We start from the raw sequence: 12252 nt of genomic DNA, 5'->3' as shown, positions 1-12252 counted from the left end.
GTAATGAAACGCTTTGCATTAAACGCCGCTGCCTTGCTGCCGCTGCTGCTGGCGGCAGCAGCGGCCGATGCCGCACCCGTGGCCACGCCCACCACGTTTGCCGGCGCCGACAAGGATGGCCGTATCCGGACCCAGCTGGCAGCGCGCGAATTCGCCACTATCTCCAGCGAGATCAACGCCAAGATCGACCGCCTGCCGTTGCGGGACGGCGACAGCTTCCGCGCCGGCCAGACGCTGGTCTCGTTTGACTGCGCGCTGTTCAGCGCGCAGCTGCGCAAGGCCGAAGCCTCCGCCGAGGCCGCGCAGCAGGTGCTTGCCGTCAACAAGCGCCTGGCGGAACTGAACTCGGTCGGCAAGCTGGAGATCGAGCAGGCGCAAGCCAAGGCCAAGGAATCGGCCGCGGAGGCTGCCTATATGCGCTCCACTGTCAGCAAGTGCAGTATCGCGGCGCCTTTCTCGGGCCGCGTGACAAAGCGCGTGGCGATGGCGCACGAGTTTGTCACGCCGGGCAAGCCGCTGCTTGAGATTGTCGATTCCAGCGATCTCGAGCTGCAGATGATCGTGCCGTCCAGGTGGCTGGCGCGCATCAAGCCCGGCACGCCGTTCACGGTCCTGGTCGATGAACTCAACCAGTCGTTCCCGGCCAAGGTCAGCCGCATCGGCGCCAGGATCGACCCGGTGAGCCAGGCGATTTCCATCACCGGCAAGATCGACGGCAGCCAGGCCTCCTTGCTGCCGGGCATGAGCGGCTGGGCGAGTTTCCCGGACAAATGACGCAAGGCGCCGATGCACCAACGGCGGTTGCCCCGCTGCTTGCACTGCTGCAGTTGGAGCGCCGCGCGCGGGAAGCGCAAAGCGTGGAGGCGCTCGGGTTTGTGATGGCCAACGAGACGCTCAGCCTCGTGCCCTACCGGCAGGCGGCGGTCTGGCTGGAGAGCGGCCTGGGCCAGGTCTCGGCCGTATCCGGCTTGCCGCAGGTCGACCCCAACGCGCCTTATCTGCAATGGCTGACCCAGCTCTGCCGCGGGCTGGCTCATGCGCACACCGATACCACGTCCGTTGATGCCGGTGCCGCGCCAGCTAAAGCCAGCGCGGATTGGGCGGACTGGCTGCCGGCGCACGCCCTGTGGTTGCCGCTCAAAGACCAGCTCGGCCGGCGCGACGGCGCGCTGCTGCTCGCGCGCGAAGCGCCGTTTACCGAGCACGAGCTGGCGGTGCTGGCCGAAGTCACGCATGCCTATGGCCACGCGCTGGCGGCGTTCCGGCCCGCGCAGCCGCTGGGCCAGCGGCTCAAGGCCATGCTGCGGCCGGGGAGAACCCGCCGCCGGGTCCTGCTCGGCCTGCTGGTGGTCTGCCTGATTCCCATGCGGCTCACCGTGCTGGCGCCGGCCGAGGTGTCCGCGCGGGATCCGTTCCTGGTGCGCGCGCCGCTCGATGGCGTGATCGAACGCGTGTACGTCCAGCCGAACCAGCCGGTGCCGCAAGGCGCGCCGCTGTTCAGCCTGGATACAGTGGCGCTGCAGACCCGCCGCGCCGTGGCCGAGCGCGCTTACGATACGGCGCAGGAGACGTACCGCCAGTCGGCGCAGATGGCGGTGACCGACGACGAGAGCCGCCTCAAGATGGCCCAGACCCGTGGTGAGCTGGACCAGAAGGCGCTGGAACTCGACTACACCGCCAGGCAGCTGGCGCGCGTGCAGGTCAAGGCCGAGCGCGAGGGCGTGGCCGTTTTCGGCGATGTGAACGACTGGCAGGGCAAGGCCGTCACCATTGGCGAGAAGGTTTTGCTGCTGGCCGATCCGGCCAAGGTGGAACTCACCGCGCAGATGCCGGTGGCGGAGCAGGTCAGCATCCAGGCCGGCGACACAATCACTTTTTACCCGGACGCCAACCCGACCCAGGCGTTCGATGCCCGCATCATCAGCGTGTCCTACGCCGCGGCCGAAACCGATGGCGGCGTGCTGGCCTACCGCGTGCGCGCGAGCTTTGCCGCCAAGGACCTGCCGCGGCTTGGCCTGCGCGGCACCGCGCGGCTGTCGGCCGGCTGGGTTCCTTTTCTCTATCATGCGCTGCGCCGTCCGTTGACGGTGGCGCGCCAGTGGATAGGCCTCTAACGTGTTGCCCCCATTACGTCAGGACCTGACGCTGCACCCCGGTCCGGCCGACACCAGCGGTGCACCCACGTGGACCTTGCACGACCCGGCGGCCAACAAGTTCTATCAACTATCCTGGCCGGCATTCGAGATCCTCTCGCGCTGGCCGCTTGGAGACGCGCGCGCGCTGCTGGATGCGGTGAACCGCGAGACCACGCTGACCGTGGGCGAGGACGAACTCGAAGCGGTGGTGCAGTTGCTCCACCGGCACAACCTGCTGCTTGCGTGGCGGGCAGAAGACAGCGCGCGGCTGGGCCGCGTCGCGGGCGCGCACCGCGTGAGCAAGGCCATGTGGCTGCTCAAGCATTACTTGTTCTTCCGCGTGCCGCTGGTGCGGCCCATGCCCATGCTGCAGCGTTGCGCGCCGTGGGTGGAGTGGGCATTCAAGCCGCGTTTCTGGTGGGGCGTGGGGCTGGTGGCCCTGCTTGGCCTTTACCTGGTCTCGCGCCGCTGGGATGAATTCACCCATACCTTTGCCTCCTATGCGGGCCTGCAGGGATTGCTGGGCATCGGGCTGGCGCTGTCGCTGGCCAAGGTGCTGCATGAGCTGGGCCACGCGTTTACCGCCTACCGCTACGGCTGTCGCGTACCCACCATGGGGGTCGCCTTCCTGGTGATGTGGCCGGTACTCTATACGGACACCAACGAAGCCTGGAAGCTGATGCGGCGCGAGGACCGGCTCAAGATCGGCGCCGCCGGCATGCTCTCGGAGCTGGCGCTGGCCGCTTTTGCCACGGTGGCGTGGAGCTTCCTGCCGGATGGACCGCTGCGTGCGGGCGCGTTCATGCTGGCAACCAGCACGTGGCTGCTGACCCTCGCCATCAATGCCAGCCCGTTCATGCGCTTCGACGGCTACTTCCTGCTGGCGGACTGGCTCAACATGCCCAACCTGCACGACCGGGCATTCGCGATGGCGCGCTGGTGGCTGCGGGAACGGCTGTTCGGCTTCGCGGATCCGGCGCCCGAATCCTTTTCCGCCTCGCGGCGCCGCTTCCTCATTGTCTTCGCCATCCTGACCTGGCTCTACCGGCTCGGCCTGTTCTTCGGCATCGCGCTGACCGTCTATCACCTGTTCTTCAAGACGCTGGGGCTGGCCCTGCTGGCCATCGAGCTAGGCGTGTTCATCGTCATGCCAGTCGTTCGCGAATTACTGGTGTGGCGCCACCGCCGTGCGGATATCCATTGGAACGCCCGGACCCGGCGCGCCGTGGTCTTGCTCGGCGTGCTGCTGGCCGTGGTCGTGATCCCCTGGGGCGGCACCATTCGCGCACCGGCCGTGCTTAGCGCCAGCCAGAGCCAGTCGCTCTACGCGGCCCAGCCCGGCTATGTGAGCGGTGGCGCGGTGCAAGTCGGGCAGACCGTCGCCGCGGGCCAGTTGCTGGCGCAACTGGTCTCGCCGGAACTGGACTTCCGCCTGGCCGCCGCACAGGCGCAGGCGCAGCAGCTGCGCTGGCAAATGGAGCAGCAGCCGTTTGCCACCAAACTGCGCGATGAGGGCGATGTGCTGCGCCGCCGCTGGGCCGCCGCCCAGGCGGAGGTGACGGGCCTTGCCGAAGAACGCAAGCGCATGGAAGTGCGCGCGCCGTTCGCCGGGCGCGTGGTGGACGCCAACCTGTTCCTCGCCGATGGCGCGTGGCTGGCGCGCGGCGAACCGCTTTACCATATCGTCGGCCAGGGTAGCGAGCTCAAGGCGGAGGCCTTCATCGGCGAGCAGGACCATGCCGCGCTCACCGCCGGCAGCAGCGGCGTCTTTGTCGCCAATCTCCCGGAATTCGGCTCGGTGCGCTGCGCCGCCGCGCAGACGGACCAGGTCAATGTCGCCGGCCTGGAGCAGCGCACGCTGGCCAGCCTCTATGGCGGCCCCATCGCGGTCACGCGCAGCCAGCACAACGGGCTGGCGCCAACCACGGCCATCTTCCGCGTGCGCTTGTCGCATTGCGACTCGCTCCCTCTGTCTCGCGAATTGCCCGGTACCGTGCTGCTGGCCCGCCAGCGCCATAGCCTGGCGGGCGATGCCTGGACCGCGCTGCTGGGTCTGATGCAGCGCGAACGCGGCCTTTGATCCCGCAGCCCGACGCCAAATACCGGATCACGCACAGCATGCACCTCACGCACCTCACGCCAAATTCATCGCACGACACCGGGCGCCGGCCGGGAACGGTCTGGATCACCGGGCTATCAGGGGCGGGCAAGACCACGCTCAGCCACGCCCTGCGCAAGCGCATGCTGGCCGCCGGCCATCCGGTGCTGCTGCTCGATGGCGATGAAATGCGCGCTGGCCTCAACCGCGATCTGGGCTTTTCGGACGCGGACCGCACGGAGAACATCCGCCGCGCCGCTGAAGTGGCCAGGCTCGCCAATCGCAGCGGCCTGTGGGTGGTGGCGGCATTCATCTCGCCGCTGCGCAGCCAGCGCCAGCAGGCGCGCGAGATCATCGGCAGCGATGCGTTCCTTGAAGTGTTTCTCAGCGCCAGCTTCGCGGTTTGCGCGCGGCGCGATGCCAAGGGGCTCTATGCCAAGGCGTCGGCCGGGCAGATCAGCCAGTTCACCGGCCTGAGCGCCCCGTACGAAGCCCCTTTTACTCCAGACCTGGAGATCGATACCGAAATCGTCGGGCCGGAGCAGGCGGCGGATCTGATCTGCGAGACGTTGGCAGGGCGGCCACCGCGGGCAGCGCCGGCATGAAATGAGAGCGTCTGCCCGAGCCCGTCCTGGTGGAAGTCCGCCTTTGGGTGAATACGGAAGGACTCGTCTATCTGACCGCGATTCAACAGTCCTCGGCGATAGGGGCACTTGACCGGGTGGCCGGGCCGCGGGCGCCGCGCGCAATCACGAGGCATTCGACGCCACGGCGTGATCGCCGGGCGTTGCGGAATCCGGATTGACGCATTGCACCAGAAGAAACGCAGGTGCCTCATCCAGTGCTGGCGCGGGCCGGGCGGCATTGTCTGGCGTGCAGGAAAGTGTATCGGTCTATCTCAGGGTTTCCCCTAGTCCCCGGACAGGAGTAAATTCACGCATCGGCATGCCGCACTGGATGTCGGCGAAAACCCCGGGCGCAGCGTTAACCCGAGGGTGTCCAGTGATCATGTCGCGCTCTGCCAGCGGCAAGCAGGATTTCATGTCGTTGGCGCAGCCTCGTGCCCGGGCGCACCCCGGTGCGCCTTCACCCAAGTCTGCAGGAAAGGAAGTGAACCCATGAGCTCCACGATCGAAGCACTGTTCCCGAAGCAACAAGGCGCCGCCGGCAGCGTCGTTACCGCGCTCAACCACCAGGAGATCGTCGTCGCCTTGTCGGCGCTGGTAGCCGACCAGCGCGTGGCCGTGCTGCACATGCTGTACCCGCGCACCGACGCGCGCACGCACCAAAGCCTAGACACGCTGGTCAGCACGCTGCACGGCCACGGCCTGCGCGAGGTGGCGACGCTGGTCTCGCAGGAAGCGCACTACCTGGTCTTCAAGGACCCCGCCAAGGCATGGAAAGCGTTCCAGGAAATCCGCCACGACTCGCTGGCGATCGGGGTGCACCTGTACTACAAGGGGCTCTCGGGGGACGATGCGGAAAAGTCGCTCGACGCGGACGCGCACCAGAAGGTGGACACGCCCGCGCGCCATCTCTGAGCGGCCTCTTGCCGCTGGCGGAACGGGCAGGGTGTGGGCCGCTGGTGGCCTCCCTGCCGGTTTTCCGGCGTAGAATTCCTCGTCGGGATACCGAGAGGAGCGCACATGCCGGACCCTTCATCCAGTGTGGAAGCGAGCCTGGTCACGGTGCGCCCCGACCGGGAAATTGCAACCAGCCAGCGTTTGCCCTACTTCGTCGGCATTTCCGCGCTTAGCGCGGGTGCCAAGGGCCTGTCGATGTACCTCGTGGTCGTGCCGCCAGGCGGGCACGCCGAGCCGCACGTGCACTGCGGCCACGAGACGGGCATCTACGTACTCGAAGGGCGTGTCGAGACCCGCTACGGGCCGGGGCTGCGCCAGTCGGTCATCTCCGAAGCCGGCGACTTCCTGTTCATACCGCCGGGCGTGCCGCACCAGCCGTTCAACCTGAGTGCGACGATGCCCGCTAAAGCCATCGTTGCGCGCAACCAGCCGGACGAGCACGAGCAGGTTTTGCCGTACGATCCAATGCGGGAATAAAATCTCATGCTTTCGCACCAACGCTACGAAACATGCGCATTGCGTTTGAAAGCCCCAGGCAGGCAGAAGTCATCCGCTTGATCGACGAACTGGACGCCTACCAGAAGCCGCTGTACCCGCCGCAGAGCCACCACGGCATCGACATTGACGCGCTGGCCCAACCCAACGTTCTCTTTGCCGTCGTGCGAGACCAGCAGGGCATTGCCGTTGGTTGCGGGGCGGTGGTCTTGCAGCCGGAGTTCGGCGAGATCAAGCGCATGTTCGTGCGCCCGGCGAACCGGGGCGGCGGCATTGCGATGCGGCTGTTGGCCACGCTTGAGAAAGAGGCCGTGGCCAGGGCCTGTCCGCGCTTTGTGCTTGAGACGGGCGTCAGCCAGCCCGAGGCGCTGGCGTGTACGCCCGTGCCGGCTACCTGCGGTGCGGCCCGTTCGGCGACTATGCGCACGATCCGCTGAGCGTGTTCATGCAGAAGGATGTGGCTTAGCCTGCCGATACGGAATGCCGCGTTAAAAGTGAACGAATCGTGGCATTGACGGGTGAGCGGAGTATCATCGGGCCGCCTGTCACTCTTCCCGGTCCCGGATGTTGCGCATTCCTGCCACGGCTCAATCTCAAGCTCTCCACGTTTCCTTCGTTCCACGCTTCCCCGGCATCTCCCGCTTGCTCGGCGCCGCGGCGCTGGCACTGGCCTGCCTCGCCGGCACGCCGCGCCCCGCGCTGGCATACGATATCGGCGCGGTGATCGACGCCATGCGCCTTAGCCGCTATGCCCTGAACGCGCCTGAACGGCGCGTGTGGGGCACCGAAAACGCGCGCGATGCGCTGCTGGTCGGCCAGGTCGAAAACCGCTTGTTCTTCTACCGCTATGTGCGCGAAGGCAGCACGTCCAGGCTGGCGTTCCGCTCGCCGCCGCTGGTGATCGACCCGGACACCTGGCGGCCTGCGCACGAGGAAAACGTGTCCGTCACCACGCCCAGGGGCGACGAGACCTTTTACTGGGTGGCCTACACCTACAACGATGTCGACGGCAAGCAGGTGAACGGTTACCTGGTGGACACAGCCGGCGAAGCCATCACGGTGCGTGCCGACGCCAGCACCGCAACGGTGACCAGCACGCGGCCCTGGGACGCGGCGCGCCAGGCGCAGGCCATGGCCACGCTGCGCAAAGCCTTGGTGAGCTACCCCAGCCGCCTGACGGCCATGCCGGCCGACTTGCGCTTCGTGCAGCGCCCGCCGGTCGACACGCTGGCTGCCTTCCGGGCGCTGCACCAGGCAGCGCGCATCATCCCCCGTTCGAAGACCGCGGAATTCGCCCGCGCGCTGGCGCAGTTGCGCACCTTCGTCATGGAGCAGGACTATCGCGAGATCGATCCCAAGGGCGAATACCCCGACACACTGGTCGCCCTGAACGACTATGGATTCTGGCTGGCCGAGGCCGGCGATGCGGCCCAGGCCGACCTGATCCTGGGCGAGGTGCTGCGCCGGGACCCGTCGCGCATCGCGGCCTACCTGAACCGCGCGGACGCGCGCTGGCAGCAGCGCGAGCGCGAGCGCAACCCGGAAAAGCGCGACTATTACCTGGCGCTGGCGCGCGAGGACTACCGCCAGTACTGCAGCCTGCGGCTGGTGTCCAACAATGCCATCCCGTCCAACGTGGCGGCCCGCATCAGCACCGCGCTGGACGAGAAGCAACTGACCGCGGCCACCTGCCGGCCGCGCCTGGAGATCTTCCCGGCGATCAAGGCCGGCGACCTGCAGGCGGTGCGCCTGCAACTGGCGCGCGGCCAGGATCCGAACGGGGTCAACGAGCATGGCGTCTCCGCGCTGAGCGTGGCGGTGTACTACCAGCAGGAGGAGATCGTGCGCGCCTTGCTGGCCGGCGGCGCCAGGGTGGACGGGCCGAACCGGGGCTCGGCCTTGATGGCTTCGGCCATGCCGGACGGGCGCGACCAGCGGCCCCTGGCGCAGCGCTATGCCATCGCGGACCTCCTGCTGGCGGCGGGCGCCTCGCTGGAGGCGCCCGACATCAACGGCACGCCTTTGCTGATCACGCGCACGTCCTACTATGGGGATGATCGCGCCACGCTGGAATACCTGCTGTCCCACGGCGCCGATCCGAACACGCATGAAAAAAAAGGCCGCACCGTGCTGCACGCCGCCATCAGCAACTTCCGCACGCGCTGGTTTGCGGATCAACTGCTGGCCAAGGGCGCCGACATCAACGCGGCCTACATCCGCATGGTTTACGGCAGTAGCTTCATGTGGGAAACGCCCTTGCTGGAAGCGCTGCGCGAGTCGAGTGGCGAGCTCAAGCCGGGCGCGGCCCCAGCCATCCCGGAGCGCGTGGCCTTTGTGCTCGATCGTGGCGCGGACGCTTCGGTGGGCGGCTATGGCGGCAAGGACGCCGTGGCGCGCAACGGCCTGGACGAGGCGCTGAGCGTCTCGGCCTCCTATTTGCAGCCCGCGCTGGTAGACCGGCTGGTGCAGGCCTCACGCAAGCCGGCGGCGCCGCTGACCAGCGAGCCCCTGTCGGCCCTGCTGCGCGCGTGGAGCTACCTGGAGGCACGTGCGCAAGCCAGCAAGGACAGCCCCGCATGGGACGGCCTGCGCGCCAGCGCGCGTGCCACGGCCGAGCGGATGGTCGCGGCCGGCGTCAGCCTCAAATACCAGAACAGCGTGCAGGGCATGAAGGACAACGCGATCGCGCCGCTGAGCGCGCCATGGCTGCCGGATGACCTGTACCTGGCGTGGCTGAAGGCAGGGGCCGACCAGACCGACCGCAGCGACGGTGGCATGCGCATCAACGGCGTGGACCAGAACGACGCGCTGCCGCTGGTGATCATGATGCAGTTGGGCCAGCAAGCCAAGGTGAAGATGCTGCTGGAGCACGACGCCGCGCTATACCGCGACCCGCAACGCTGCGGCATGGCCGTGGCGGATGTGCTGTCATGGCAGCTGGGCAATGCCGGCAAGGCCATCAGCCCGGAAATGGCGGGCGCGATCAGCCATGTCATGCAAGGCGCCGCCAAGGCTGGCAACTGCGACATGAGCATGAAGGCGCGCGCCAGGCCGTATATCGGCGTGAGCGCCGATGAGCTGGCGCGCTACATCGAAAAAGGCGTCGCCGCGCGCTGAACGCTACCTGGCGCCGGCCGTCCGCCGGCGGCTGGCGGGGCGCGCAAGCATGCCGTTAAGCAGCACGTCGATGACCTGTTCCGCGTGCTGCTCCGCCTGTTCGGCCGTCATGGGGCCGACGCCGTAAAGGCGCTGGATCAGATGCGTGGCCGACTGAACCGCCGTGAGCGTGGCGGTCATTGTCACGCTGGCGTGTTCGGGCGGGTAGGGCTTGAGCAATTGCGCCGCGTGGCACTGCGCGATCAGCGCATCGAGCTTGTCATGAAACGGCTTCATGTAGTTGTCCACCAGCCAGTCCAGCCTGGGGCCATCCTGCGCGACTTCCATCAGCACAAGCGAGTGCGCCGCCGGATGCAGGATATTGCTGACCGCGAAAGCCCTTAGCGCGGCTTGCAGCCGCGCGAGCGGATCGGCGGGTTCGGGCGCATCCGCTGCCTGCCGGGATGTTGTGAGCGATCCCGTGTACGCGTTCTCCACCACCGCGCGCCACAGGCCCTCCTTGCTGCCGAAGTGGTAGTTCAGCAGGGGCTGCTTCACGCCCGCGCGGTTGGCGATCGACAGCACCGAGGCGCCGTCGTACCCCTTTTGCGTGAACTCGAGCTCGGCGGCTTCGATCAGCCGTTGCCGCCCCGATGCTTCGGCGGCGCGGGATGCGCTCGCCGTGGCCACAGGTGTCTGCGCGGCTGGCTTGCGGGCGGAAGTCTTGGGGCGTCGGGTCTCGACAGGGGTCATGTTGGCTAGCGACGCGTTTCGCACACGGTAACGATCCCGTCATTCTCCCACATGCCCCGGGCTTGAATCCGGGCGGCCGAACGCCGGTAACCGGTAACGCCAGTTCCTTGCCAGTCCTTTGCTAGTCATCCTGATATAAGTATAAGTACCAGTGTGCCGCTGACTTATACTTGTATAAATTCACGTCCCATGGCGGCCGTGAGGTGGCTGGCAACATTGGGGGCAGGTATGCGGGAGTTGGAAGTTCCGGTTTTGATCGTGGGCGCGGGCCCGGTTGGCATGCTCATGGCGGCGCTGCTGGCGGACCAGGGGATCGAGTCGATGCTGATCGAGCAGCGCGATGACCTGCATCTCGCCCCGCAGGCGCATGTCATCAACGCGAGAACGCAGGAGATCCTGGCCGGCATCGGCGTCACGCACGAGGACCTGGCCGGCATCACCACGCATGCGGCCGGGGCGCGCTTCGTGACCTGGCGGCGCAACCTGGCCGAGGCAGACCTAGCGCGCATCGATATCGCCAGCGACACTTACCTTGCCAATCTGGCGGCGGCCAGCAGCAAGCGGACCGCGAATATTCCCCAGCACCATCTTGAGCGCCTGCTGTTTGCGCAGGTATCGCGCCGCGCCCGCTGCGAGGCGCGCTTCGGCCACGTCTGGCAAAGCGCGGAGCATAACGCGCACGGCGCGGCCTCAGAGGTGCGCGATGCCGTCACCGGCCAAGCGTATCGGGTGCGCAGCGACTGGCTGATCGCGGCCGACGGCGCGGGCAGCGCCGTGCGCCGTGGGCTGGGATTGCCGATGGTGGGGGAGACCAACCTGGCGCATCTCATCACAATCAACTTCGAGGCCGACATCCGGCATCTGGTCAAGGACAGTCCGTCGATCCTGTTCTGGATCCTCTCGGCGCAGGCCCCGGGCACCTTCATCGTGCACGATGCGGCGCGCTACGCCGTGTTCATGACGCCGTATTTCCCGGCGTACGAATCGCCGGCCGATTTCCCGGTGGCCAGGTGCGAGCGCATGTTGCGGGCAGCGCTTGGCGAGCGTCATCTGCCCTTGCGCATCACGTCGCTGTCGAACTGGACGATGCAGGCGCACATTGCCGAGCCCTACAGCAAAGGGCGCACCTTCCTGATCGGCGATGCCGCCCACCGCTTTCCGCCCACGGGCGGGCTGGGGCTGAACACAGGCGCAGCCGATGCGCACAACCTGGCGTGGAAGCTGGCCCTTGTCATGCAGGGCAAAGCGGCGCCCGGGCTGCTCGACACGTATGGCGCCGAGCGCAAGCCGGTTGCCGAGACCAACAGCCGCGTCAGCGTGGCCAACCATCAAAAGATGGGGCAGGTGACCGCGGCGCTGGGCCTGGACGAAGCGGGCTTGCCGACGCTCGCGCGGCTGCGCGCCAGCGCCCCGGCCCGCGTGCTGCCCGGCGCCCTGCGCTCGGCGGTCAAGCGCCTGCTGGTGGCGAGCGTGGAAGCGCGGACCCGGAACGTGCAGCAAGCGTCCTCGCCAAAGTTCGCCCGCATCCGGCAAGACGTGCAGCGGGCCGCCGAAGCGCAGATGGAACACTTCAATACACTGGGGCTGGACCTGGGCTACGTCTACCGGAGCGCGGCAATCTGTGCGAGCGGCGCCGCAACGCCGGTTGTGCCCATCGCATCGCATCCCGTACATCCCGTACTGGAGGTGGCGCAGTCGTTCACGCCGGGCGCACGCCTGCCGCACTTCCGGTTGCAAGGCGCCCCGGGGGCGCCGGCCACTTCGCACGATCTCGTTGGCAACGCGCACTTCCTGCTCGCCGGCTTTGGCCGCCATGGCAAGCCGTGCGCCGCGCTCGGCCATGGCGTGAGCCAGGCGCTAGGCGTGCCGGTGCGCGGTCTGGACCTCGATGCCATCGCGCATCGCGACGACCACCCGCAACTTGCCGCGTGGAATGGTGGCCTTCCCGACGCCGCCATCCTGGTGCGCCCCGATGGGCACGTTGCATGGCGCTACGCATTGCAGGCGGACGTAGCGCCCGGCGACGTCCTGGCCGCCCTGTGCGAAGTGCTGCAAGTCCCCGTGCCTGTCAGTGCATGACCGTGCCTGACAT

10 protein-coding genes are annotated in these 12252 nt (G+C 67.5%); 9 read left to right on the top strand and 1 reads right to left on the bottom strand.

Features of this window, described 5'->3' with window-relative positions; genetic code table 11:
- Positions 1 to 3 precede the first annotated feature (3 nt).
- The 8 genes from AC1RQK_RS32040 (at position 4) to AC1RQK_RS32005 (ending at position 9428) form a co-directional block, all read left to right on the top strand.
- Positions 4 to 774, top strand: coding sequence for an efflux RND transporter periplasmic adaptor subunit (locus AC1RQK_RS32040; RefSeq protein WP_492813408.1), 771 nt, complete (start codon positions 4 to 6; stop codon positions 772 to 774).
- Entirely contained in the window at positions 771 to 2114 is a 1344-nt protein-coding gene (locus tag AC1RQK_RS32035) for an efflux RND transporter periplasmic adaptor subunit (RefSeq protein ID WP_492813406.1), read from the top strand. Before AC1RQK_RS32040 ends, AC1RQK_RS32035 begins: the two co-directional genes overlap by 4 nt.
- 1 nt (position 2115) lies before the next feature.
- Complete coding sequence (locus AC1RQK_RS32030; RefSeq protein WP_492813404.1) at positions 2116 to 4215, top strand: peptidase M50; 2100 nt, start codon at positions 2116 to 2118, stop codon at positions 4213 to 4215.
- A 38-nt stretch (positions 4216 to 4253) separates the two neighbouring features.
- The gene (cysC, locus tag AC1RQK_RS32025; protein WP_492813402.1) at positions 4254 to 4838 is read left to right on the top strand and encodes an adenylyl-sulfate kinase; all 585 of its coding nucleotides are present in this window, start codon (positions 4254 to 4256) and stop codon (positions 4836 to 4838) included.
- 513 nt (positions 4839 to 5351) lie between these two features.
- Positions 5352 to 5774 (top strand): hypothetical protein, encoded by a 423-nt coding sequence (locus AC1RQK_RS32020; protein ID WP_492813400.1) that lies wholly within the window; start codon positions 5352 to 5354, stop codon positions 5772 to 5774.
- Between the two features lie 105 nt (positions 5775 to 5879).
- Positions 5880 to 6293: a cupin domain-containing protein gene (locus tag AC1RQK_RS32015; protein WP_492376250.1), complete on the top strand. Its 414-nt coding sequence runs from the start codon at positions 5880 to 5882 to the stop codon at positions 6291 to 6293.
- A 32-nt stretch (positions 6294 to 6325) separates the two neighbouring features.
- Positions 6326 to 6748 carry a GNAT family N-acetyltransferase gene (locus AC1RQK_RS32010; protein ID WP_492813398.1) on the top strand — a complete coding sequence of 141 codons (423 nt, stop codon included), beginning with the start codon at positions 6326 to 6328 and terminating at the stop codon, positions 6746 to 6748.
- Between the two features lie 205 nt (positions 6749 to 6953).
- Positions 6954 to 9428 carry an ankyrin repeat domain-containing protein gene (locus AC1RQK_RS32005; RefSeq protein WP_492813396.1) on the top strand — a complete coding sequence of 825 codons (2475 nt, stop codon included), beginning with the start codon at positions 6954 to 6956 and terminating at the stop codon, positions 9426 to 9428.
- Positions 9429 to 9431: 3 nt separating this feature from the next.
- Here AC1RQK_RS32005 and AC1RQK_RS32000 read toward each other — a convergent pair whose 3' ends face one another.
- Positions 9432 to 10160: a TetR/AcrR family transcriptional regulator gene (locus AC1RQK_RS32000; RefSeq protein ID WP_492376253.1), complete on the bottom strand. Its 729-nt coding sequence runs from the start codon at positions 10158 to 10160 to the stop codon at positions 9432 to 9434.
- Between the two features lie 237 nt (positions 10161 to 10397).
- Here AC1RQK_RS32000 and AC1RQK_RS31995 point away from each other — a divergent pair, with 237 nt between their 5' ends.
- Positions 10398 to 12239, top strand: a complete 1842-nt coding sequence (locus tag AC1RQK_RS31995; RefSeq protein WP_492376254.1) for an FAD-dependent monooxygenase — start codon at positions 10398 to 10400, stop codon at positions 12237 to 12239.
- Positions 12240 to 12252 lie beyond the last annotated feature (13 nt).

This window comes from Cupriavidus sp. GW822-FHT02D05, assembly GCF_058802485.1.
This window is presented reverse-complemented; position numbering and strand designations above follow the sequence as displayed.